Below are 22,921 nucleotides of genomic sequence, written 5' to 3' on the forward strand. Positions count from 1 at the left end.
CCAGTTCGTAACAGCAAATATGGTACAATATACAGCGAAGAACGAGCGCAGGAGGACATGTATGGAACTGACGTTAATGATCCAGACCATCGCCCAGGATACTGGCGTGAAGCCTCATCAAGCAGAGCGAACCATTGCTTTGCTGGATGAAGGAAACACAGTCCCGTTTATTGCCCGTTACCGCAAAGAGATGACCGGGCAATTGGACGAAACACAGATTCGAGCCATTGAAGAGCGCGTTCGTTATTTGCGCAATTTGGCTGTACGAAAAGAAGAAGTCATTCGGCTGATCGAGGAGCAGGGAAAGCTGACAGATGAGCTGAGAGCTGCCATCGAGAAGGCAGCCAAATTGCAAGAAGTAGAGGATTTGTACCGACCGTACCGACAAAAGCGTCGTACACGAGCTACGATGGCCAAGGAAAAAGGGCTGGAGCCTTTGGCCAATTACTTGCTGAGCCTGCCGAAAACAGGGGAAGCGCAGGCAGAAGCGGCAAAATATATCGACCCGGAAAAAGGTGTCGACTCGGCAGAGGCAGCTCTGCAAGGAGCGATGGATATCGTAGCCGAGCACATCTCGGATGATCCGGACATCCGGCAATGGATCCGCCAACGCACGATGCAAAAAGGACTTTTGCTGTCGGAGCAAAAAGCGGAGGAAGCCGATGAAAAGAATGTATACCAGATGTATTACGCTTACAGCGAACCGCTGAAGAAGGTCGTGCCACATCGGGTACTGGCCATGAATCGCGGGGAGAGTGAAGGCATATTGAAAGTGACGGTCGAAGCTCCGGTCACGGAGATTCTGCCATGGATACAAAGACGAGTGATTCCTCGCGAGACCGTCGTTCGCTCTGTTCTTGAAATGACGGTAGAGGATGCTTATAAGCGATTGATCGCCCCGTCCATTGAGCGGGAAGTGCGTGCAGAGCTGACGGAGACAGCAGAAGAGCAAGCGATACATATCTTCTCGGAGAACCTTCGCAATCTGCTGCTGCAGCCCCCTGTCAAAGGCAAAGTGGTGCTGGGCGTGGACCCTGCGTTTCGGACAGGCTGCAAGCTGGCAGTTGTCGATGAGACAGGCAAGCTGCTCGAGGTAGCTGTCGTTTATCCGACTCCCCCAGTGAACAAAGTGGCGGAAGCTGCGGCAAAGGTGAAACAGCTGATTACGACCTACAGCGTGACCGTAGTAGCGATTGGAAACGGTACTGCCTCACGCGAGACCGAGCAGTTTATCGCGGATGTCCTGAAGGAACTGGGAAAAGACGTGATGTATATCATCGTCAACGAAGCAGGGGCATCCGTCTACTCGGCATCGCCCCTGGCAAAAGAAGAATTTCCTGATTTGGACGTAGCTGAGCGAAGTGCCGCGTCGATCGCGCGCAGACTGCAGGATCCGCTGGCGGAGCTGGTGAAAATCGATCCGAAATCGGTCGGCGTCGGACAATACCAGCATGATGTGTCCCAATCACGGTTGGCGGACAGTCTGCAGTTTGTCGTTGAATCCGCGGTAAACCACGTCGGGGTGGATGTAAACACAGCCTCGCCTTCTCTGCTGCAATACGTATCCGGCATCAGCAAGCAGGTAGCGGGCAATATCGTGAAAAAACGGGATGAGATCGGAAAGTTTTCCACGCGGTCACAGCTGAAAGACGTGCCGCGCCTCGGGGCGAAAACGTACGAGCAATGCATTGGCTTTCTGCGGGTCATGGAAGGAAGCAATCCGCTGGACAAGACCCCGATCCATCCGGAGTCGTACGATGCGACGAACAAGCTGTTGAATATCATTGGCATCGCACCCCATGATATTGGCAGTGAGCGCTGCAAGGAGCAGCTGCAGTCGCTGAACATCGCACAGACTGCCGAGCAGCTGGGAATCGGTGAGCCTACACTGGCGGACATTGTAGAGAGCCTTTTGCGTCCGGGACGTGACCCGCGCGACGAGCTGCCGAGACCGCTTTTGCGCAGCGATGTCCTCAAGCTGACTGATCTCGGTGTAGGGATGAAGCTTCAGGGGACAGTACGTAACGTCGTCGACTTCGGGGCGTTTATCGACATCGGATTGAAAAATGATGGACTGGCGCATATCTCGCGGCTGAAAAAAGGCTTTGTGAAGCATCCACTTGAAGTGGTAGCAGTGGGCGATATCGTGGATGTGTGGGTCGTAGAGATCGATGAAAAGCGTCAGCGTGTAGGTCTGACACTGATTGCACCGTCAGAGGGCTGATATCTATAAAGATGACAAAAAGGCGGCGTCCTGTTACTCGGGACGACCGCCATGTTTTTCGAGATATAAGAACCAGCAACTGTTCAGCAAACGAATTTGTCGTACATCCTTCCCGCTGAAGGCACGCTGCAACTGCCTGCGCATCCATTGTGGCATGAAGGTACCTCCTGGATTTATCGTCTACTGGCAAGTGTATGCACGGGACGAGAGGGAGGTACCTATTTTTTTACGGATAAGAATTTATAAGCGTAATGCTTATGAATTCTGGAGCGCATGGCGAAGTGCCTCAGCGTCCGCTTCTGGCATTCCTTCGGTAAAACTTCCCGCTAAAACGCGGTCGCTCCTCCATGAGATGGCCTAGATAGAGGTTTTCTTATGGGAAAAACGAAATGTGACCGCAAGCGGTTGAACAGAGCGGCTCTGACCATTTGTTTATTCTTCTTCCTGCAAGTACTCCAGCTGTGCCTGCAGAGCACGAATTTCCGTCAAAAGAGAAATCACTGGATATTCGCTCTCCTGCAAGGAAGCGAAGCGTCTCTCCAAGCTAGATACATAATCCAAGCCGTCCTTGATCGCAAGCTCACTCTTCAAGAGCTCCAGCTCACCACATTCTGCGACGACCTCGGGCAGCTGTGGCCGGTCTGCAATTGTGAGTTTGTCAATTTCCTTGTGCAGCCGCTTCATCAGGGCGACCAACTGGTACATATGCGATTCCGGCAACGAGACGAATTGCAGTCCGGTACCTTCCTGCAACAGCAAATAGCGCATAAGCTCCTCCACCAATCTACTTTTCTACCAAACAGTGTAGCCTATCTGTCTGGCACTTTTCAACCGGAACTGCTATCGTGAAAAGAAAGAGAGGAACGGAGGAGAAGAGATGACCGATCAGGAATTGCAGAAGCTGGTGGAAGACATATCGAGCGAGTTTTTTACGGTCCCCTTTCGTCACGAGGCTCGCTTCAACAGCAGGCTGCGCACGACAGGAGGGCGCTATTTGCTGCGCTCCCACGACATCGAGCTGAATCCGAAGCACTTGCAGGAGCATGGGATGGATGAGCTAGTTGCCATCATCAAGCACGAGCTATGCCACTACCACCTGCATTTGGCGAAGCGGGGCTATCGCCATGCTGATCGGGATTTTCAGGTACTGCTGAAGCAGGTAGGTGGCAGTCGATACTGTCAGCAGGTAGGAGAGGGGCGCACCAGGCTCCCCTATCGCTATGAGCTTGTCTGCAAGGAATGCGGTATGAGCTACAAACGAAAGCGAAAAATGAATCCTTCTCGTTATCGCTGTGGACGCTGCAGTGGCAAGCTGAAGCTGCGTGAGCTGAAAGAACCAGTGTCCTCCTGAAGGAGCTAGGGCACCTGGAGGGGGCGGTTTCCTTGCACGGCTTTGGAAACCAGCGTTATAATGGACTGACTATGCCGTAAAGGAGCGTTTGAGGTGGCACACGATGAATTTTCCCTGATCCGGCAATGGACGAGACGTTCGGACGGACAGGAAGGAGACGGCTTGACCGTCGGAATCGGGGATGATGCCGCTGTTTATACACCAGCGCCTGACATGGAAGTCGTGGCTTGCTGTGATGCGATGGTCGAAACCGTTCATTTTCTGAAAGAGACGATGCATCCGAGCGACATCGGCTACAAAGCCGTGATCAGCAACATCAGTGACGTCGCTGCGATGGGGGGAGTCGCCCGTTATGCCTTGGTCAGTATCGCGGTTTCCCCCAGCTGGTCGGCGGAAATGACCAGCCAGATCTACGATGGTATCTACGAAGCCTGTGAATCGTATGGAGTGCGACTCATAGGGGGAGATACCGTATCTGCTCCGGACGCTCTCCATCTATCTGTCACTGTACTTGGCGAGGTGGAAAAGGGGCGAGCTCTTCGCCGTTCCCAGGCAAAGGCAGGCCAGCTGGTGTTTGTGACCGGGTATGTGGGCAGCTCGGCTGCTGGGCTTCATTTGCTTCTCGAGCAAAAGAAAACAGGAGCTTCATTTCCGTCACAGTATCAAGCGCTGGTAGACGCACATCAGCGGCCGACAGCCCAAGTCGCCGCAGGAAGAATTTTGTTGGCATCAGGGGCGTGCGCGGCTTTGAATGACGTCAGCGATGGACTGGCATCAGAGCTTTGGGAAATTGCCGAAGCCAGTGGCGTTGAGCTGTCCATCGATGCCAGCCAAATACCGATTAGACAGGAGCTCTCCTCCTATGCGGAGCAAATCGGATATGATCCGCTGGCATGGGCTTTTTACGGTGGAGAGGATTATCAGCTGGTAGGAACAGCCGATGCTAGTCGTATCGATGTGCTGGCGGAGCAGTTCGCGGTAGCCGGGATTCCGTTTGCGGTGATTGGCCGAGTAGAGCCGAGGGGGAACGGGACGGCTGTTTCGTGCACAAGAGCGGGCAGACAAATGCCCTTGCCCAAAGCGGGCTTTAACCATTTTGGGCGGCGAGAATAAAAAGGGGATGACAAGCATGGCGTACAAGTGGACGCTTTCGGGAGTCGAGGAAACGCACCGCTTCGCCGAGAGCCTCGCTACTCTCTTGAAGCCTGGCGATTTTTTGGCGCTGGAAGGAGATCTGGGGGCGGGGAAAACGACGTTCACTCAAGGGCTGGGACGTGGTCTCGGCGTGAAGCAGGTAGTGAACAGTCCGACGTTTACGATCATAAAAGAGTATCAGGGGCGCTTGCCGTTTTATCATATGGATGTCTACCGGGTAGGCGATGATGTGGACTCGCTCGGGCTGGACGATTATTTTTTTGGCGAAGGAGTCTGCGTCGTCGAGTGGGCATCGCTGATTGAAGAAGTGCTCCCGGCAGACCGGTTGACGGTCTTTTTGCGTACCGAAGGAGAGGACGTTCGTCTGATTGAGCTGGTACCGCAGGGTGGGCGTTACTTGAATTTGTGTGAGGAGTTTGATTTTGATGCGCGTACTGGCGATTGACACGTCCAATCTGGTGTTGAGTGTAGCGATAGTCGATGAAGAACGGGTATTGGCCGAAATGACGACCAACCAGCAAAAGAACCATTCGATCCGGCTGATGGACTGTATCGCGGAGCTGATGGATGCGACGGGAACGACGCCTGAGCAGCTTAGTGGGCTGGGAGTCGCAAAAGGACCGGGCTCCTACACAGGGGTGCGGATCGGTGTCGCGACAGCCAAAAGCATGGCGTGGTCCCTGAACCTGCCAGCTGTTGGCGTATCGAGCCTGCAGGTAGTGGCGATGAATGCCGTAGGCTTCCCTGGTCTGATCGTGCCTCTGTTCGATGCGCGCAGAGGCCAGGTTTACTCAGGGGCCTATCGGACGGAAGGGATGGAATCCGTCATTTTGCAGGAGAAAGAACAAATCATCCTGCTGCAGGACTGGCTGCCACTCTTGAGAGAGCAGGCCAAAGGCGACCCGATTCTATTTCTGGGCGAAGATGTTCGCCTGCATCGACAAGCCATTGTCGAAGGATTGGGAGAGCAAGCACGCTTTGCCACACCTGCGCACAACCATCCGCGAGCGGCCCACATAGGGTATTTGGCGATGCGTCAGCTGCAGAACGGAGGAAACCCGCACGAGCTGGTGCCTGAATACCTTCAACTGGCGGAAGCAGAGGCAAAATGGCTGGCCCAAAAGCAGGAGGGTTCCGCAAAGGAGTAATCACAATGATTCCACCAAACGAACTGGAATACCGTTTTATGACGATGCAGGACGTGGGTGCTGTCGCAGAGCTGGAGCGGCTATCGTTTTCAACGCCTTGGCCGCATGACGCTTTTGTAAACGAACTCACGAAAAATCCCAATGCTCGCTACGTCGTAGTCGTTCATCAAAACCGGATCATCGCTTACTGCGGAATGTGGATCATCATCGATGAGGCGCATATTACCAACGTAGCGGTACACCCCTTGTATCGGGGAAAAAAGGTCGGGCTTGGCCTGATGATCAAAATGATGAACGTGGCGCGAATGTTTCACGCGAAGAGTATGACTTTGGAAGTGCGGCCCTCCAATACGGTCGCACGCAGCATGTACACTAAGCTCGGCTTCAAAGAGCACGGCGTACGCAAACGTTACTATTCGGACAATAACGAAGACGCAATTATTATGTGGGTGACTTTGTAATGAACAAAACATATACGTCGCGCTACGAAATGCGCGTGCAGCAGGCTTATGAGACACACAAACAGTCGGGAGAGCCGACTTATATACTTGGGATCGAGACCAGTTGCGATGAAACCTCAGCCTCTGTCGTCCGCGACGGGAAAGAAGTGCTTTCCAACGTGATTGCCTCGCAAGCCGATATTCACAAGCGCTTCGGCGGAGTTGTTCCCGAGGTGGCTTCCCGTCGCCATGTGGAAAACATCACGCTGACCATCGAGGAAGCATTGGAGGTGGCCGGCAAGACCTTGGATGACATCCATGCCATTGCCGTGACGTACGGACCGGGACTGGTCGGTGCGCTTTTGGTGGGAGTGGCGGCAGCCAAAGCGATTTCGCTGGCTCGAGGAATCCCGCTGATCGGCGTCCACCATATTGCCGGGCATATCTATGCAAACCGACTGGTGGAGGAAATGAATTTCCCACTGATTGCGCTCGTCGTCTCGGGAGGACATACCGAGCTTGTCTGGATGAAGGAGCATGGCCATTTTGAGATCCTGGGAGAAACGCGTGACGACGCAGCTGGTGAGGCGTATGACAAGGTAGCACGCGCCCTGCAGATGCCGTATCCAGGTGGTCCGCACATCGACCGTCTCGCGCATGAAGGGGTTCCCAATGTACCGCTGCCACGCTCTTGGCTGGAGCCGGGTTCCTACGATTTCAGCTTCAGTGGCTTGAAGTCAGCTGTACTCAACACCTTGCACAATGCCGCGCAGCGTGGCGAAACAATCGAGCCAGCTAATCTGGCGGCCAGCTTCCAGGATTCCGTCACAGAGGTGCTGGTAGAGAAAACGTTGCGTGCAGTACGTGAGCATGGTGCCAAGCAGGTGCTTTTGGCAGGTGGTGTTGCAGCGAATCGCGGTTTGCGGGAGCGTCTGCAGAACCGCTGTCAGACAGAAGGAATTCCTTTGGTGATCCCGCCGTTTACGCTTTGCACTGACAATGCCGCTATGATCGCCGCTGCTGGCTTCATCAAATATGAAAAAGGGCAGTTCGCTGCGCTCGATTTGAATGGAGTGCCTGGCTTGTCGCTGTCTGATCACTGATTTCTCAAAAACATCCCCGTTTCCAGTGCCATCTCTTGTGAGTGGCAGGAGCAGGGATGTTTTTTTACGTATTCTTAACATTATCCACATTGTATGAATAACTTTTTAGGTTGTTCCTCACCCCTCCTGTGAATAATGGTGATAACACGAAAAATGACCGGGAAAATCACCCTCAGCCTGTGGATTATTTTGTGGAATATGTGGATAAGAGTGGTGCGGTTATCAACAGGAGGTCTTTGGTGAAGAAGAGCATCATCCTTGTCGCGTTGTCATTCCTGATTTTGTTTGGGAGTACAAATATCGGAAATACAGGATTGGCAAAGGAAATGCCGCAGGTGATCGTACTGTTTGCCGAAGGGATGTCCTTTGCCGATCTGGACGAGCTTGCGAAATATCCCCATGTGGATAAGTGGATCAAGCAGGCAAGCTCGGGTGCACTCACCATCCGCACCCCTGGAGCGAGGAATACGCCAAACGGCTATTTGCTGATGGGCAGTGGAGCTCAGGCGTTATACAGTGAGCGAAGCGGCACGGCCTACCATCCGTGGGAGGCTGTTTCTGCCCATGAAACAGCTGGGGAACGGGCACAAGAGCTAGGCGGCTTGGATGCAGTGCAAAAGCTGGCGCGCTCTGCGATTGTGTTTCCCGGTATTTTCCGGCTGAATGCGGATAATCAAGACAAGCCGTATACCCCTCAGATTGGGACGCTTGGCAAGACGCTGGCAGCCTATCAAATCCCGATAGCTGTCTACGGCAACGGCGACTATGACGACGTGCGCCAGCGGCACAGTGTATTGTTTGCCATGGATGAGCAGGGCAGAGTTCCTGTGGGAGATTTGTCAGCGAATACGTTGATCGAAAGGCCGGGCTCACCCTACGGTGTACAGACCAACTACGCGTATTTGCGTAAAAAGGTCAGCGAAGACCAAAGCTCAGGTCTCATTACCCTGCAGCTCTCGGATTTAGCCCGGCTCTATCAGCTTGCCGATGAAATGGAGCCTGCCCAGTTTCAGCGGCAATATCAGCAGGTTCTGTCCGGGCTGGGAGCCTTTCTGGGAGCGTTGCTAGAAGAGAGAAGAGAGAATCAGAAGATCATTCTTCTATCTCCAGCAGTAAATGCGAGGGCAGCAAAAGACAAAGCGCTGCTGCCTCCGATTCTGGTGTGGGAGAAGAAGGCAGGGGGCCAGCTCACCTCCGCGACTACCAGACAATCCGGGCTGATTAGTGGCTTGGACATTTTGCCGACCATTTTAGCGTGGCTGGATGTTCCCGTACCAAAAGGAGTAGCCGGTCACCCCATTCGCGTAGACAACCAGACGAACAACGCAGAGCTGGGACAGCAAATCGGGCAGGTTCATCATACGTACGCTACCCGCCCGGCGGTTTTGTACTCGTATGTCATGCTGCAAATCATCACGCTGGCATGCGCGGCGATCCTGTGGATGGCGGGCAAACGTGGACACGTCCGAGTAGGCTTGGAGCGCTTGCGCCGGGGAGTGCGCCTGTCACTTCTGGCGATGCTTTGCTTCCCTTGCCTGCTGCTATTGGAAGGGCTGCTGCCGTGGCAGGCTTCTGGACCAGTGGTACTCGGCGTTTTGATAGTCATCGCGCTCCTGGCGGCATTTGGGCTGGAGCAGCGCTCTTTGGCGCAAACGACGATGATCGTCTGTGGAGTAACGGTTGCCTCTCTGTTGATCGATGGCTGGACTGGAGCTACCTTGATGCGGCAATCCTATCTGGGATATGACCCGGTTATCGGTGCGCGGTTTTATGGATTGGGCAACGAGTTCGAGGGAGTTTTGATCGGCAGTGCCATCATGCTCGTGGCAGCCGTTTACCAGCTTGCCAGAGAGGGGGCGCGCCCTTATATCGCTGCTTTTGTCTTTGCAACCGTGCTCTACTATATGGTCGCTCCCGGTCTTGGGACAGATGCAGGAGGATTTCTCGCAGGACTGGTTGGGTTTTTCGTGGCGTTGTTCCGCTTGCAGGGGTGGGCTATCGGAAAAAAAGGCCTCCTGCTTTTGACAGGGGGCCTAGTGGTGGGCATCGCTGCATTGATTGTCGGTAGTCTTGTCACGGATCAGCCGTTAACCCATATCGGACGGGTATCGCAGCAGATCGTAACCGGTCAGTGGGAGGAAGTAGGGCGGATGCTGGAGCGCAAGATCGCGATGAATGTAAGATTGATTCGCATCTCGATCTGGAGCAAGGTTTTCGTTGTCTCCCTCATCGTCCTCGGGCTTCTGGCCCTGTGGAACGACCGCTTCCTGCGACATCTCGCTGTAGACACCCCGTTTTTGGTCAAAGGCTTTTCCGGAGTCATTGCGGGTTCCCTGGCAGGGCTAGTGCTCAATGACTCCGGGATCGTAACGGCAGCGACCTGCATCATCTTTCTCGTCGTGCCGGCCCTTTATGCAGCTTTAGGGGAGCAAAAGGATGAGCATGCCAGACCGGAGTGGGAGCGCCTCTAGTTCTATCTATTCTTCAGATAGAGAGCTCCATTCATCGTACAGCTGCTCCAGCTCTTCGCGTGCGGCCTGGATCTGATCGTTGCGTTCCTTGGCCAGCACATGATCGCTGTAAATTTCCGGGAGACAGAGCTCTTCTTCCCATTTGACGATATCGGCTTCCCGTTTTTGAATCGTTGCCTCGATTTCCTCCAGACGACGCATGCGCTGACGCTCGCGTCGTTTTGCTTCTTTATCCAGCTCGTAGGAGGTCTTTTCAGGCTGCACGATTGCGCCTTGCTTTTTGGTTGGCTGCGCGGCGAGCTCAGCGGCCAGCTCAGCCAGCTCCTGCTTTTTCTCCACATAGTAATCGTAGTTGCCCAGATAGTTCGATACGCCATCTGGTGACAGCTCCAGGACGCGGCTGGCTATCTTGTTCAGGAAGTAGCGGTCATGGGAAACGAACAAAATGGTGCCCGGATAATCGTACAGGGCATTTTCCAGCACTTCCTTGCTGTAGATGTCCAAGTGGTTGGTAGGCTCGTCGAAGATCAGGAAATTGGCCTCTTTGAGCATCAGCTTGGCGAGGGACACACGGGCGCGTTCTCCACCGGACAGGTCGGAAACGCGTTTTTGCACATCGTCTCCGCTGAACAGGAAGTTGCCGAGCAGCGTCCGTACGTCCTTTTCCAGCATCTGCGGGTACTCGTCCCAGATTTCTCCCAAAACGGTGTTGCTGAGATTCAGATTGCGATGCTCCTGATCGTAATAGCCGATCGTGACGTTGCTGCCGAACTGCACATCGCCCTTGAGAGCGTTCAGCTGCCCGACGATGGTCTTGAGCAGAGTTGACTTGCCGATCCCGTTCGGACCTACTAGGGCGACACGCTCTTCCCGTTCGATTTCAAACGTCAGTCCGCGAGAGAGGACAGCATCCGGGTAGCCGATAGCGACATTGCTGGCCTTCATGACGATGTTTCCACTCATTTTGGAGACGTCAAAAGAGAAGTGGACCGACTTGTTGTGCATGATCGGCTTGTCCAAACGATCGATTTTCTCCAGCGTTTTGCGTCGGCTCTGCGCGCGTTTGGTCGTCGTCGCACGTGCGATGTTGCGGGCGATGAAATCCTCCAGCTTGGCGATTTCCTCCTGCTGCTTCTCAAAGCGTTTCAGTTCCTGCTCCAGACGGGCTGCCTTTTGATCGAGAAAACGGCTGTAGTTGCCGACGTAGCGAGTGGCGCGATGCCGTTCGATTTCATAGACGATCGTCACCAGCTTGTCCAGGAAGTAGCGGTCATGGGAGACGACTAGGATGGCGCCCTGATAGTTTTGCAAATACGTCTCCAGCCACGTGAGCGTCTCGATATCCAAATAGTTGGTCGGCTCGTCCAAAAGGAGGATCGTCGGAGATTGCAGCAGCAGCTTGGCGAGAGCCAGACGTGTCTTTTGACCGCCGCTCAGTGTGCGAATGGGGGTCTGGTAATCCATGTCTGCAAAACGCAAGCCGTGCAGAACGCCGCGAATGGAACCTTCGTAGCTGTAACCGCCCTTTTCCTTGAACGCCTCAGAGCGATGGGAGTAGTTCTCCAAAATCTGTTGGTAGCGCTTGTCATCTGCAAGGATAGCTGGATCTCCCATTTTCGCTTCGAGCTGGCGCAGTTCTTTCTCTTCCTGCTGCAGATGGGTAAAGACGCTCATCATTTCATCCCAGATGGTACGCTCCGATTCCAGCCCGCCATTTTGCGCCAGGTAACCGAGTGAAACCTCTTTTGGTATGCGAATCGTCCCGCTGTCATAGCTCAGCTCACCAGCGAGAATCTTCATCAAAGTCGACTTTCCGGCACCGTTCACACCGACGAGCCCGACTCTTTCTCCCGTTTGTATTTGCAAGGAGATGTCCTGTAAAATGGTCTCGATGCCGTAGGTTTTTTCTATATGTTCAGCTTGCAGCAAAATCATGTGTTTCACCTCTTTATATACTAATGTCAGTGTAGCCTAGAGAGTGTGTCAGGGACAAGCCTTGGGGCATGTTACCTGCGTGAGGGGAGAGGGGTAGACGTGGATCTGGATCTAAAAGCGGTCAAGCAGCAGCTGCGAAGTCGGATCATGGAGGAGCGCAAGGCCATACCAGACAAACGGCGAAGCGCATTATCGGCCCAGGCCTGCAGCTATTTGGAGCAGCTTGAAGAATTGAAGAATGCACGTGCGATCATGGCGTTTCATCCGTTTGGAGCGGAGCTGGATATCCTCCCGTTTGTCGATCAAGCGAGAGCGAGAGGGCAGGAAGTTTGGCTGCCGCTGACGCTTACCGCCGAAAAACGGCTCGTACCTTATCGATATAGTGGACCGGAAATGCTTAAGCAAGGCGTATACGGAATTTGGGAGCCTGACCCAACGCGTGCAGAAAAAGCGGAGCTGAGCATGCTCGATGCGGTGCTCGTCCCGGGGGTTGCTTTTGACTTGCGCGGGGGAAGAATGGGGTATGGGGGAGGCTTCTACGACAGATTTCTCGCAGCTTTGCCGCGGCGTCCTTTTTTAGTAGGAGTAGCGTTTTCCATGCAAGTCGTCGATGAGGTGCCGCGGGAGCCACATGACATTGGTTTGGATGGACTGGTCACGGAAAGTGGCTTCGCCCAATCGTGAATCTTTTGTGTCAGGAGCTTTCTTTTCAGAGGGTACTATCTACAGCAAGACCAAAAAAGTGTACAATACAATCGAATGATAAAACGGAGGAATGAGCTGTGGGCAAATGGAAGGTAGGCGTTATTTCGGCAAGCGATTCCATCGCCAAGGGAAGTCGTGAGGATGATCGCATCCCGATTATTCGTCAATTAACAACAGAGTGGTTGCATGTAGATGTAGCTGTTTATCGAACTGTCTCTGATGATATGGAAGATCTCAAGGAAAACATGATTGAGCTGGTGGATCGGGAAAAATGTGATCTACTGATTGTTACGGGCGGGACGGGACTCAGCCCGCGAGATGTCACGCCTGAGGTAACGGCTTGGGTCATGGACAGACCGGTTCCTGGATTGGCAGAAGAAATGCGTCGTGCCGGTTTGCAGCAGTCTCGCCGCGCCATGCTTACGAGAGCCGTAGCAGGAACGCGGGGCAATACGCTCATTATTAACCTCCCGGGCAACCCGACTGGTGTGGAAATCTGTTTCAATGCCATTGGCGATATGCTGGCTGATGCTTTGAACATCCTGCAGGGAACGGGAGAGGCGAACGAAGATTGGGGCGGTTTAGGATGGTAGACAAGCCTAACTTGAAGGAAGTGCCAGTGCGCGAAGCCATTGGCATGATGCTCCCTCACGATATGACGCAGATTTTGCCAGGGGAGTTTAAAGGACGCCTATTTAAAAAAGGTCATGTTGTTACGGAAGCGGACATCGAGCCTTTGCTCTCGATCGGGAAAGAGCATATCTACGTACTGGAAATGCCGGAGGGCTATATTCACGAGGAAGAGGCTGGCTTGCGAATCGCGAAAGCCGTGTCCGGCGAAGGTCTTACCTTGACGCAGCCGTATGAGGGCAAGGTTTCCATGAAAGCGTCTCGTACAGGTCTGGCTAAAATCAACGAGGAAGCTGTCCACGCGCTCAATGCGTTGGAAGGCATCGCATTTTCTACCATTTACGGAGATCAGGTCGTGCATCCAGGACATACGCTGGCTGCGACGCGCATTATCCCGCTGATCATGGAAGAGTCGCGGATCATCGAGCTGGAAGAGCTGGCGAAACAATTCAGTGAGCCGATCATTCAGGTAAAGCTGTTTCAGGAGAAGCGCATCGGTTTGGTCACTACGGGTGGAGAGGTTTTCTCCGGACGGATTGCGGACAAGTTTGGACCTGCCATTCGGAACAAGGTAGAGGCTCTTGGCTCAGAAATCGTCGAGCAGCGCTTTGCTCCCGATGATAAAGAGTTGATTGAGAAAGAAATTAAAGCTTTTCTGGATCAAGGAGTCGACATGATTCTGGTTACGGGCGGAATGTCCGTTGATCCAGATGACCGCACTCCTGGGGCCATTGCAGGTGTAGGGGCAGAAGTGGTACGCTATGGAACGCCGATGCTGCCAGGCTCGATGCTGATGGTCGCATACAAAGGGGATACTCCGATTTTGGGTTTGCCTGGTGCTGTCATGCATGAGAAGGTCACTTCCTTTGATGTATTCTTGCCGCGCATTTTGGCAGGCGAGCGAATTGCAGCTTCCGATATGACACGCTTGGGTTACGGTGGTTTACTTAAAGGCTAGATGGTTAGACTGGAAATGAACAGGAAAAAGGAGTGAAAGAGCATGAGTACAATTGGGATTCCTGGACTGATTTTGATTTTGATTTTGGCACTTGTATTATTCGGACCGAAAAAACTCCCGGAATTGGGACGTGCCGTCGGTCATACTCTTAAAGAATTTAAAAACGCGACCAAAAGCTTGACGAGCGACGACGACGATGAAGAAGAGGAAAAGGAAAAGCGCAAGCAGCAGACCAAAGAGGCACCTGTTGCTGCTGCTGTCGTCACGGAGAAAGATGCGTTTGATCGCGAAAAGCTCGAGCGTGAAATTCGCGAACGTTTAGAGCGTGAGCGCATCGAAAAGGAAATTCGCGAAAAGATGGAGCAGGAACGCTCCCAGATGGAAAAGGAACAACAAAAGGCTTAATTGGGCAAGGTGGTAGCCATGAAGGATCAGGAAATGACAGTGGTTGAGCACCTGACAGAACTGCGTAAGCGCATTATGTGGGTGTTGGCCGTATTTATTGTCGCTTTGATTGCCGGCTTCTTTTTGGCTGGTCCTCTCATTGAATATTTAAAGCAAGAACCCATTGCGGATGGCGTGCCGATCATTTCCTTGCACCCGTCCGATGCGCTTCGTGTGTACATGCAGTTTGCCTTTCTGATCGGGATTGTCGCTGCATTGCCGGTGGCGCTCTATCATTTATGGCGTTTTGTTTCACCCGGATTGAACGTGAAAGAAAAGAGAGGCTCTCTCTATTTCATCCCGGCGGCGTGCTTTCTGTTTATCGTAGGGATTCTGTTTGGCTACTACGTGGTCTTCCCGATGATCATGCAGTTCATGACCAACATGACAGCGACGATCGGGGCGGATCCCAATTACGGGATTGCCGAGTATTTCGGGTTTATGTTCAACATGGTGATTCCGTTCGGTGTGCTCTTCCAGCTGCCGATCATCGTAATGTTCCTCACCCGGATTCGGATCTTGAATCCCATGAGGCTCGCCAAAATGCGCCGTTTCGCCTATTTCGGCCTGGCTGTCGTAGGGATTGCCCTGACTCCGCCTGAAATTGTGAGCGACATTTTGGTCACCATCCCGCTGCTGCTGCTATATGAGTTGAGCATTTGGCTGTCGCGAGTGGTCTATCGCAAGCAGCTGCAGGAAGAGGCAGAGTGGGAAAGCGAGTACAGCTACGAGACGGAAGGTACCGTTCGCTAGAAGAAAATGCATGTCAGTAGAAAGACTCCTGTTTTTGGACAGGAGTCTATTTTGCGTTCATCGGCCCTCTTTGGGCGAAAGTCTGCGGAAGAAGTTTTCCGAAGTGGTCATACTAATAAGGTTATGATAGGGGGTGCTCACATTCTTGTGGCTGATACTAAGTTTGGCGCTGTTTTTTTCTCCAGTTGTAGCGACGACAGCAGAACAGGTCGAGATATTTGACTCGGACCAGCAAAAGGTAGTAGCGACCTTCGACAATACGGACGCCCTGCAGGCAGAAGCACAGCAGCTTTTAAAGAGTGTAAGTGGACGTGTTCTGGAATTGAATCCATCCCTCGACCACGTGCTGATCGTGAAGATCCCGCTGACGCCTCCCAAAAAGCTGGTTGTTCCTTCCGCCGGGATCCATTTCGATATCGCAGAAATGTTTGTGATCATGCCCAAGCAGGGTAGCAGGCCGCCATGGCTGATCTTGCACACGAAGCAGTATGAGACAGTTGTTGTTGAGTTCTCCGGCAGTGTCAAAAAGCTGAGGGAGCAGGTCCATTTGCCGTAAGTGTCCCCAATCTGTTCGTTCTTATTGGGCAGGAGTCAGGAATGTTTGCGTATAGTAATCGGTGATGACGCCGACTCCCAGCTGGGTGAAGCCCTTTTCCAGCACGTTTTTCCGGTGACCGGGACTGTTCATCCAGCTTTCGTGGGCTTCGATGGCGTCAGGATAGCCTGCGGCGATATTTTCGCCAGCCATCCGATACGGGATACTAGCCTGTTTCAAACGTTCAAACGGGTCACTGCCTGTCGTAGCGGATACATGGTCAAAAAAGTCGTTGCTTTCCATATCGCGGCTATGCCCTCTCGCCACCTCGGCAGCCTTTTCGTTCCATTGAAGGGGAGGAAGCTGGGCACGAGACCGCGCGACATTGACCAGGTCGAGAATCTGCCTTTCATAGGCGAGGTTGACCAGCTCTCGTTCTTGTACGCTCAGCGCTGGTGGATCAAAATCTGGAGCCTTTCCCTGATACGTCCATCTCGTTTCATAAAAACCTCCACGCAGGAGCATTTGAGTATCGATCAACCGCAGCGCTGTCACCTTATCATTGTTTTGCTTGTCCAGATAGTAGATCGATGCCGTTCCATTCTCCATGACGAGCGGTCGCTGCTGTTTCTGGTTGGTGATTTGAACATTTGCGCCCATATAGGAAAAAGAGACGACGTTCTGCAAAGGATGCTGGCGCTCCAGAGCTTGCAGGGCAAATCCTACGCCGATATCTCCCAGCTTTGCCTGCGGGGCGAGAGAGTACAGATCTACGACCTTCCCGTTTGTGCCGATGCCGACTTGTACATACTTGGAAGGAGCGCTGTTGTAGATCCACCATTGGTAGCCGAGGCTGCTGGGCTCTTTGCGAGCGGGAGCTCCCAGCCGCTTCGTCACGTCTGCGGAAGACATGCCGAGTGTAAGACCAAAGAGGGAATTGGGCTGCTCGACTGGGGCCGTTGTCTTGGGCTGTGAAGTGGCAGCTGTGCTCGTATTTGCAGGCTTTGCGGCAGGAATGGCAGTGGGAGCTGGAGTCTCGAATGGTTGCTTTGCCAGTGCGGCGGGAGGTTGTCCTACCCAGGCAGAGTACGAGGAATCATCCCAGCCGACCGGTTTGTTCAACTGACTGCCGATTACAGATAAAGGCACGTAAAGGGTGCCTTTGTACTCCAATGTAGGGGGCAGATCTTGGGTTGACTCTGATTTTTTGCTGGAGATGACTTCCCGTCCATCCCAGTACAAGGTGGAAGGATAGAGGTTGACCCGGATGAGGGACGAGTGATCGGATGTGAAGAAACGGCTGATGCCCGCAATAGAGAGGACTGTCAGACCGATCAGCAGCCATTTTCGCATGTGCTTGCTTCCTCCTTTGATAGCTTGTCTGATTCTCTATCTGATTTATATGAATGGAATGGTTTAGTAGAACACATTTTGCTAGAGGAGAAATCTTAAGAGAGTTGAAAACGAATTGGGGGACAGATGGAAAAAAGTGAGGGAAACTACTTGCAAAGTAAGTAGTGATTCATTATTATAGGAATTGGGTGTTAGCACTCATATCACTCGAGTGCTAACAACGCAAAATTTGTTTACCTACATTTTTTGAGGAGGGTGTTTTTAGTGCTTAAGCCATTGGGTGACCGTGTGGTAATCGAAGCTATCTCCAAAGACGAAACGACTGCAAGCGGTATCGTTTTGCCTGATTCTGCAAAGGAAAAACCGCAAGAAGGCCGCGTAATCGCAGTTGGTTCTGGTCGCGTAGCTGACAACGGCGAGCGCATCGCGTTGGAAGTTAAAGACGGCGATAAAGTAATCTTCTCCAAATACGCTGGTACAGAAGTCAAGGTAGACAATAAAGAATACCTCGTGCTGCGCGAATCCGATATCCTGGCGATCATCGGTTAAGACATAGGAAATAGAACGAACTAACACATAACAGGAGGTAGAGATTTGATGGCTAAACAAGTGAAGTTTTCTGAAGATGCACGCCGCTCGATGCTCCGCGGTGTGGAAACATTGGCAAATGCGGTAAAAGTAACCCTCGGTCCAAAAGGCCGTAACGTGGTGCTTGAGAAAAAATTCGGTTCTCCGCTCATCACGAATGACGGTGTAACGATTGCAAAAGAAATCGAACTGGAAGACGCTTATGAAAACATGGGTGCTCAACTGGTTAAAGAAGTAGCTACTAAAACCAACGACATCGCTGGTGACGGTACTACGACTGCAACGGTTCTGGCTGCTGCTATGATCCGTGAAGGTCTGAAAAACGTAACTGCAGGCGCTAACCCAATGGTTATCCGCCGCGGTATGGAAAAAGCTGTTCGTGCAGCTGTAGAAGAAATCAAATCCATCGCGAAGCCAGTCGAAAACAAATCTTCGATCGCTCAAGTAGCGGCTATTTCCGCTGACGATCAAGAAGTTGGAAACCTGATCGCAGAAGCAATGGAAAAAGTGGGTAAAGACGGCGTTATCACCGTTGAAGAATCCAAAGGCTTCGTAACCGAGCTGGAAGTAGTAGAAGGTATGCAGTTCGACCGCGGCTACGCTTCCCCTTACATGATCACTGACACTGACAAGATGGAAGCGGTTCTGAACAACCCTTACATCCTGATCACTGACAAAAAAATCTCCAACATCCAAGAAGTTCTGCCTGTACTGGAGCAAGTGGTACAAAGCGGCAAACCTCTCTTGATCATCGCGGAAGATGTTGAAGGCGAAGCGCTGGCTACTTTGGTAGTGAACAAACTGCGTGGTACCTTCACAGCTGTAGCGGTTAAAGCACCTGGCTTCGGCGATCGCCGCAAAGCTATGCTGCAAGACATCGCTGCTCTGACTGGCGGCGAAGTAATCACAGAAGAACTGGGTCTGGACCTGAAATCCACGAAGCTGGAGCAATTGGGCCGTGCAGGTAAAATCGTGGTTACCAAAGAAAACACAACGGTTGTTGAAGGTGCTGGCGACAAAGCGAACATCGAAAGCCGCGTAGCTCAAATCCGTCAACAAATCGAAGACACCACTTCCGATTTCGATCGTGAAAAACTGCAGGAGCGTCTGGCTAAACTGGCTGGCGGTGTAGCAGTGATCAAAGTGGGGGCAGCTACTGAAACAGAATTGAAAGAGAAAAAGCTCCGTATCGAGGACGCTCTGAACTCTACTCGCGCTGCAGTAGAAGAAGGTATCGTTCCTGGTGGTGGTACTACTCTCATCAACGCAATCAAAGCTGTTGAAGGCGTTAAAGTGGAAGGCGAAGAGGCAGTTGGTGTACACATCGTACTCCGCTCCTTGGAAGAGCCAGTTCGTCAAATCGCTGCGAACGCAGGCCTCGAAGGCTCTGTAATCGTAGAGCGTCTGAAAAAAGAACCTGTAGGTGTCGGCTTCAACGCTGCTACTGAAGAATATGTAAACATGCTGGAAGCTGGTATCGTGGATGCTGCGAAAGTAACTCGCTCCGCACTGTCCAATGCTGCATCCGTAGCGGCTATGTTCCTGACTACTGAAGCAGTTATTGCTGACAAACCAGAAGAAAACAAAGCTCCTATGGGTATGCCTGATATGGGCGGCATGGGTGGCATGGGTATGATGTAAGATAAGAAAAGCGGCTCGCCGTTTTTCGCAAAGAAGAGGCAGACAATCGTCTGTCTCAGGCTGTCGATAAAGTCGGCAGCCTTTCTTAATACCTAAAAATTTCAATACGACTCCGCGTTAATGTGTTATAATATAAGTATACTATAACTGTAGGTGATCGTAATGTTACGTTCAAATAAAGATAAACAAACCGCATACGAATTTGTTTCGATTGAGCAACTCGTCCCCCAAGACCACATGCTCCGTAAAATAGATAAATACATCGACTTTTCATTTATCCTTGAAAAAGTTCGGCCCTATTATTGCGAGGATAATGGGCGCCCTGCCATTGATCCATTGGTTTTATTTAAAATGATCTTTTTGGGATACTTTTACGGCATTCGCTCGGAAAGGCGTCTTGAGCAAGAAATCCAAACCAATGTGGCCTATCGTTGGTTTCTTGGATTGGGTTTGACGGACCGGGTGCCTGATCACAGTACCATCAGTTTAAACCGTCGTGTTCGCTTTAAAGATTCCACTATCTTTCAAGACATTTTTGATGAAATCGTTCTTCAAGCCATTGGTCACAGAATGGTGGGAGGGCGGATGCTTATTTCTGACTCTACGCATGTAAAAGCCAACGCAAACAAGAATAAATACACGAAAGAGCAGGTATTACAAAACACCAAAAGCTATATGGATGAACTGAATGCTGCTGTGGAAATCGATCGGAAGAACAACGGAAAAAAGCTCTAAAACCTGAGAAAGAAGTGGTTGAACAAAAAGAAGTAAAAGTGAGCACAACAGATCCAGATAGCGGTTATATGGTGAGAGAGGGTAAGCCCGAAGGATTTTTTTATCTGGATCATCGCACAGTGGATGCAAAATACAATCTCATAACGGATGTCTATGTTACACCAGGAAACGTACATGATTCGATCCCTTATCTTGATCGCCTAGAACGCCAAACCGAGCGGTTTGGCTTTAAAGTAGAAGCTGTTGCTTTAGATTCTGGCTATTTAACAAACCCGATTTGCAACAAGTTAAAAGAGAAAAACATTTTTGCCGTTATTGCACACCGTAGGTACCATCCGACTCAAGGCTTATTTCACAAGTGGCAGTTTACATACAACTCCGAAACGAATAGTTATTTGTGCCCTCAGAATCATGAACTGCCATACAGCACTACGGACCGCAAAGGGTACCGTCATTACAAATCAAACCCGGAGGTTTGTAAAACCTGCCCTTTCCTCTCGAAATGCACCCGATCGAAGAACCACCGCAAAGTGGTCACTAGACATGTCTGGGAAGACAGCAAGGATTGGGTGCGTACAAACCGACTAAGTAAATCAGGGAAAAAGCTCTACAAAAGAAGAAGAGAAACGATTGAGCGAAGCTTCGCGGATGCCAAACAGCTCCACGGGTTTCGCTATTGCCGTTTGCGAGGGTTGCACAACGTCAGTGAACAGGCACTGATGACCGCAGCGGTACAGAACATGAAAAAGATTGCCCTCCACCTTGCGAAGCAGGGGTAAAATGGAGGGCAATCCTTTTTTCTCAAGAACAAAGTAACTTTTTTCCACTGAACCAACTAGAAGCAAGAAAGCCCTGCTTAAAAGCAAGGCTTTCTCAACAATCTGAGGCAGACAATCGTCTGTCTCTTTTTTTGTGGGTTGATTTCCTGGCTCGGTCAGACCAGAACGCCTTAACTATTCCGTAGCAGCATGTTTTATTATTCGAAAATTGTAAATTTTTTCGGGAAATTTGTTTCTGAAATTAGACTTTACATACTAAACATTACTACAAAGAGAGAAACACAGAAGAGATAGGCATCCATTATCTTTTATGGAGGAGATTTGGTGATGAGACGTGTAGGGGTTTGGCTGTTTTGTGCGATTCTGATGCTGGTGGTGAGTGCGTGTAGCAGCAGCTCGACTACGTCTACAACAGGTGAGCAAACGACCGGAGCAGCGCCATCACCAGCTGTTGAGCCGGCGAAAGGAGAGCCGGTCGAGCTGGTGATGTACAGCTGGCGACCAGAGGACAAGGATGCGTACACCAAGTTTATCGCGGAGTTTGAGAAGCAGCATACCAACATCAAAGTGAAATTCAAGCCGTTCAAATCAACGGAGTACAACACGATTTTAAGCAATTCTCTGACGGCAGGCACAGGAGTGGATATTGTTCAATTGCGCCCGTATTCTGGCACAACATCGATTGCCGATGCAGGATACCTTTTGCCGATTGACGATGTAAAAGGCGTACAGGAGATCCCGAAGGCTTATCTCGACGCAGCTCGTGGCAGCGACCAGAAGGTGTATGGAGTACCGCTTTCTATCAACTCGGCAGTGATTTTCTACAACAAAAAAGTATTCGAGGACAATGGGCTGCAGCCTCCGCAAACATGGGATGAGCTGATTCACGTCTCACAAGCCCTGCAAGCAAAAGGAATCGTTCCCATTGCCCAGGCGGGAAAAGCCGCATACCTTTTGTCGATTGCCCATAGTGTCATTGGAACAAGCTCCTACGGCGGCAATGAGTACGTGGATAAGCTGCTCACGGGTGAAGTGAATTTCAACGATCCGGCCTTCAAGGAGTCCATCCAGCACATGCAAGAGCTGGCACCGTTTTTCCCGCCTGATTTTATCGGTATTGATGACAAGGATGCCCAAGCGCTCTTTTACACCGGAAAGGCAGCTATGTACATCAACGGCAGCTATCGCCTAGAAACGTTTGAAAAGCAAAGCCCGGACCTTCCGATCGATATTCTCCCTGGCCTCGCCAAAGAAAAGGGTGGGGACACGCCGATGATCAACTGGGTAGACGGCTCCTACGGTATCGCAAAAGCAACCAAGCACCCGGAAGAGGCGAAAATCTTCATGGAATTTCTCGCCTCCAAAGAGTTCGGTCAGATGTTCAGTGATGATTTGAGCCGCCTGAGTGCTATCGCCGGCGTGACACCGAAGCATCCTTTGGTACAAAAAATGACGCAGCTCAGTGAAAGGAGTATGGCTCCCTATCTGATGCTCGTTCACTTCGGGGAGGGCACGCCCACGACCAAGACGACCTTTGAAGACTCTTTGCAAGGAATGTATATCGGCAAGCTTACGGTGAATAAGGTAGCGGAGGATACCCAAGCTTCTGCTGACAAATGGTTCAAACCGAAAAAATAGCCACACGTCGAGTAAAAAAGAGAGGTACAGCCGGGACGGGGCGCTTGGCTGTACCTGTTTTTGGAGGAGGGGGCACATGAGTATGCCTGTGACGGACAAAACGGCAGCCGCCAAAAAAGAGTCTGCCAAAGTACGGAGAGGAAACTGGAAAAAGCACTTGGTCCATTTGTTTTTGCTGCCGGCACTGCTCTTCTATATATGGTTTCAGATCTACCCCATCTTTTCAGCCTTTTTAAACAGCTTTTTTGCCTGGGACGGGCTGAAGCGGGGAGCATTTATTGGCCTTGAGAACTTCGTGCGACTGTTTACGGAATCGCCGTTTCAGGAGACCTTTT

At 51.6% G+C, this 22,921-nt stretch carries 23 protein-coding genes (1 of these 23 cut by a window edge); 19 read left to right on the forward strand and 4 right to left on the reverse strand.

Going from position 1 to position 22,921, the window contains the following annotated elements:
* Positions 1–61 precede the first annotated feature (61 nt).
* Positions 62–2,224, forward strand: a complete 2,163-nt coding sequence (locus ACLIN2_RS02925; protein ID WP_092270975.1) for a Tex family protein — start codon at positions 62–64, stop codon at positions 2,222–2,224.
* Between the two features lie 33 nt (positions 2,225–2,257).
* Here ACLIN2_RS02925 and cmpA read toward each other — a convergent pair whose 3' ends face one another.
* Positions 2,258–2,380, reverse strand: coding sequence for a cortex morphogenetic protein CmpA (cmpA, locus tag ACLIN2_RS02930; protein ID WP_092270978.1), 123 nt, complete (start codon positions 2,378–2,380; stop codon positions 2,258–2,260).
* Between the two features lie 276 nt (positions 2,381–2,656).
* On the reverse strand, positions 2,657–2,992 hold the full coding sequence (locus ACLIN2_RS02935; RefSeq protein WP_122925734.1) for a hydrolase/acyltransferase: 336 nt from the start codon (positions 2,990–2,992) through the stop codon (positions 2,657–2,659).
* 109 nt (positions 2,993–3,101) lie between these two features.
* On the opposite strand from ACLIN2_RS02935, the gene ACLIN2_RS02940 reads away from it, so the two are divergent.
* The 7 genes from ACLIN2_RS02940 (at position 3,102) to ACLIN2_RS02970 (ending at position 9,892) form a co-directional block, all read left to right on the forward strand.
* Positions 3,102–3,575 carry a SprT family protein gene (locus ACLIN2_RS02940; RefSeq protein WP_301173070.1) on the forward strand — a complete coding sequence of 158 codons (474 nt, stop codon included), beginning with the start codon at positions 3,102–3,104 and terminating at the stop codon, positions 3,573–3,575.
* Positions 3,576–3,668: 93 nt separating this feature from the next.
* Positions 3,669–4,688 carry a thiamine-phosphate kinase gene (gene thiL / locus ACLIN2_RS02945; protein ID WP_411503188.1) on the forward strand — a complete coding sequence of 340 codons (1,020 nt, stop codon included), beginning with the start codon at positions 3,669–3,671 and terminating at the stop codon, positions 4,686–4,688.
* Positions 4,689–4,704: 16 nt separating this feature from the next.
* Positions 4,705–5,175 (forward strand): tRNA (adenosine(37)-N6)-threonylcarbamoyltransferase complex ATPase subunit type 1 TsaE, encoded by a 471-nt coding sequence (gene tsaE / locus ACLIN2_RS02950; protein ID WP_411503189.1) that lies wholly within the window; start codon positions 4,705–4,707, stop codon positions 5,173–5,175.
* Entirely contained in the window at positions 5,156–5,878 is a 723-nt protein-coding gene (tsaB, locus tag ACLIN2_RS02955) for a tRNA (adenosine(37)-N6)-threonylcarbamoyltransferase complex dimerization subunit type 1 TsaB (protein ID WP_411503190.1), read from the forward strand. The genes tsaE and tsaB overlap by 20 nt, the downstream gene beginning before the upstream one ends.
* A gap of 5 nt (positions 5,879–5,883) precedes the next feature.
* The gene (gene rimI / locus ACLIN2_RS02960; RefSeq protein WP_092271000.1) at positions 5,884–6,339 is read left to right on the forward strand and encodes a ribosomal protein S18-alanine N-acetyltransferase; all 456 of its coding nucleotides are present in this window, start codon (positions 5,884–5,886) and stop codon (positions 6,337–6,339) included.
* On the forward strand, positions 6,339–7,421 hold the full coding sequence (tsaD, locus tag ACLIN2_RS02965; protein ID WP_327932449.1) for a tRNA (adenosine(37)-N6)-threonylcarbamoyltransferase complex transferase subunit TsaD: 1,083 nt from the start codon (positions 6,339–6,341) through the stop codon (positions 7,419–7,421). The genes rimI and tsaD overlap by 1 nt, the downstream gene beginning before the upstream one ends.
* A gap of 239 nt (positions 7,422–7,660) precedes the next feature.
* Entirely contained in the window at positions 7,661–9,892 is a 2,232-nt protein-coding gene (locus ACLIN2_RS02970; RefSeq protein ID WP_411503191.1) for a hypothetical protein, read from the forward strand.
* A 6-nt stretch (positions 9,893–9,898) separates the two neighbouring features.
* Here the strand turns inward: ACLIN2_RS02970 and ACLIN2_RS02975 are convergent, their stop codons facing one another.
* Positions 9,899–11,827: an ABC-F family ATP-binding cassette domain-containing protein gene (locus ACLIN2_RS02975; RefSeq protein ID WP_411503192.1), complete on the reverse strand. Its 1,929-nt coding sequence runs from the start codon at positions 11,825–11,827 to the stop codon at positions 9,899–9,901.
* 99 nt (positions 11,828–11,926) lie between these two features.
* On the opposite strand from ACLIN2_RS02975, the gene ACLIN2_RS02980 reads away from it, so the two are divergent.
* From ACLIN2_RS02980 to ACLIN2_RS03005, 6 genes are all read left to right on the forward strand, one after another.
* Positions 11,927–12,511 carry a 5-formyltetrahydrofolate cyclo-ligase gene (locus ACLIN2_RS02980; protein WP_411503193.1) on the forward strand — a complete coding sequence of 195 codons (585 nt, stop codon included), beginning with the start codon at positions 11,927–11,929 and terminating at the stop codon, positions 12,509–12,511.
* 98 nt (positions 12,512–12,609) lie between these two features.
* The gene (locus tag ACLIN2_RS02985; protein WP_092271014.1) at positions 12,610–13,125 is read left to right on the forward strand and encodes a MogA/MoaB family molybdenum cofactor biosynthesis protein; all 516 of its coding nucleotides are present in this window, start codon (positions 12,610–12,612) and stop codon (positions 13,123–13,125) included.
* Positions 13,119–14,120, forward strand: a complete 1,002-nt coding sequence (locus tag ACLIN2_RS02990) for a molybdopterin-binding protein (protein WP_122960132.1) — start codon at positions 13,119–13,121, stop codon at positions 14,118–14,120. Before ACLIN2_RS02985 ends, ACLIN2_RS02990 begins: the two co-directional genes overlap by 7 nt.
* Before the next feature lie 42 nt (positions 14,121–14,162).
* Positions 14,163–14,525, forward strand: a complete 363-nt coding sequence (tatA, locus tag ACLIN2_RS02995; protein ID WP_092271021.1) for a twin-arginine translocase TatA/TatE family subunit — start codon at positions 14,163–14,165, stop codon at positions 14,523–14,525.
* Between the two features lie 18 nt (positions 14,526–14,543).
* Positions 14,544–15,317, forward strand: a complete 774-nt coding sequence (tatC, locus tag ACLIN2_RS03000) for a twin-arginine translocase subunit TatC (RefSeq protein ID WP_092271024.1) — start codon at positions 14,544–14,546, stop codon at positions 15,315–15,317.
* 145 nt (positions 15,318–15,462) lie between these two features.
* On the forward strand, positions 15,463–15,873 hold the full coding sequence (locus ACLIN2_RS03005) for a hypothetical protein (protein WP_400586792.1): 411 nt from the start codon (positions 15,463–15,465) through the stop codon (positions 15,871–15,873).
* A 21-nt stretch (positions 15,874–15,894) separates the two neighbouring features.
* Here the strand turns inward: ACLIN2_RS03005 and ACLIN2_RS03010 are convergent, their stop codons facing one another.
* Positions 15,895–17,205, reverse strand: coding sequence for a CAP-associated domain-containing protein (locus tag ACLIN2_RS03010; RefSeq protein WP_411503194.1), 1,311 nt, complete (start codon positions 17,203–17,205; stop codon positions 15,895–15,897).
* Positions 17,206–17,469: 264 nt separating this feature from the next.
* Here ACLIN2_RS03010 and groES point away from each other — a divergent pair, with 264 nt between their 5' ends.
* The 5 genes from groES to ACLIN2_RS03035 all read left to right on the forward strand — a co-directional run.
* Positions 17,470–17,754, forward strand: a complete 285-nt coding sequence (groES, locus tag ACLIN2_RS03015) for a co-chaperone GroES (protein WP_049742269.1) — start codon at positions 17,470–17,472, stop codon at positions 17,752–17,754.
* 48 nt (positions 17,755–17,802) lie between these two features.
* Positions 17,803–19,434 (forward strand): chaperonin GroEL, encoded by a 1,632-nt coding sequence (gene groL, locus ACLIN2_RS03020; protein ID WP_092271037.1) that lies wholly within the window; start codon positions 17,803–17,805, stop codon positions 19,432–19,434.
* 162 nt (positions 19,435–19,596) lie between these two features.
* Positions 19,597–20,948 (forward strand): IS1182 family transposase gene (locus tag ACLIN2_RS03025; RefSeq protein WP_411504510.1). Its coding sequence is split into 2 segments (ribosomal slippage): positions 19,597–20,164 and positions 20,164–20,948, totalling 1,353 coding nucleotides; the frame shifts between segments, so codons are not numbered across the junction.
* 327 nt (positions 20,949–21,275) lie between these two features.
* On the forward strand, positions 21,276–22,586 hold the full coding sequence (locus ACLIN2_RS03030; RefSeq protein ID WP_122960135.1) for an ABC transporter substrate-binding protein: 1,311 nt from the start codon (positions 21,276–21,278) through the stop codon (positions 22,584–22,586).
* An 82-nt stretch (positions 22,587–22,668) separates the two neighbouring features.
* Positions 22,669–22,921, forward strand: the start of a protein-coding gene (locus tag ACLIN2_RS03035) for a carbohydrate ABC transporter permease (RefSeq protein WP_092271070.1). It continues 707 nt past the right edge of the window; only the first 253 of its 960 coding nucleotides appear in the window; its start codon is at positions 22,669–22,671; the stop codon falls past the right edge of the window.

The sequence above is a fragment of the Brevibacillus centrosporus genome (assembly GCF_046622605.1).
Lineage (GTDB): Bacteria > Bacillota > Bacilli > Brevibacillales > Brevibacillaceae > Brevibacillus > Brevibacillus centrosporus.

Coding starts and splice junctions, on each gene's coding strand:
- ACLIN2_RS02925 (WP_092270975.1), top strand. CDS start 62: ATGGAACTGACGTTAATGATCCAGACCATCGCCCAGGATACTGGCGTG.
- cmpA (WP_092270978.1), bottom strand. CDS start 2,380: ATGCCACAATGGATGCGCAGGCAGTTGCAGCGTGCCTTCAGCGGGAAG.
- ACLIN2_RS02935 (WP_122925734.1), bottom strand. CDS start 2,992: ATGCGCTATTTGCTGTTGCAGGAAGGTACCGGACTGCAATTCGTCTCG.
- ACLIN2_RS02940 (WP_301173070.1), top strand. CDS start 3,102: ATGACCGATCAGGAATTGCAGAAGCTGGTGGAAGACATATCGAGCGAG.
- tsaE (WP_411503189.1), top strand. CDS start 4,705: ATGGCGTACAAGTGGACGCTTTCGGGAGTCGAGGAAACGCACCGCTTC.
- tsaB (WP_411503190.1), top strand. CDS start 5,156: ATGCGCGTACTGGCGATTGACACGTCCAATCTGGTGTTGAGTGTAGCG.
- rimI (WP_092271000.1), top strand. CDS start 5,884: ATGATTCCACCAAACGAACTGGAATACCGTTTTATGACGATGCAGGAC.
- tsaD (WP_327932449.1), top strand. CDS start 6,339: ATGAACAAAACATATACGTCGCGCTACGAAATGCGCGTGCAGCAGGCT.
- ACLIN2_RS02975 (WP_411503192.1), bottom strand. CDS start 11,827: ATGATTTTGCTGCAAGCTGAACATATAGAAAAAACCTACGGCATCGAG.
- ACLIN2_RS02990 (WP_122960132.1), top strand. CDS start 13,119: ATGGTAGACAAGCCTAACTTGAAGGAAGTGCCAGTGCGCGAAGCCATT.
- tatA (WP_092271021.1), top strand. CDS start 14,163: ATGAGTACAATTGGGATTCCTGGACTGATTTTGATTTTGATTTTGGCA.
- tatC (WP_092271024.1), top strand. CDS start 14,544: ATGAAGGATCAGGAAATGACAGTGGTTGAGCACCTGACAGAACTGCGT.
- ACLIN2_RS03010 (WP_411503194.1), bottom strand. CDS start 17,205: ATGCGAAAATGGCTGCTGATCGGTCTGACAGTCCTCTCTATTGCGGGC.
- groL (WP_092271037.1), top strand. CDS start 17,803: ATGGCTAAACAAGTGAAGTTTTCTGAAGATGCACGCCGCTCGATGCTC.
- ACLIN2_RS03030 (WP_122960135.1), top strand. CDS start 21,276: ATGAGACGTGTAGGGGTTTGGCTGTTTTGTGCGATTCTGATGCTGGTG.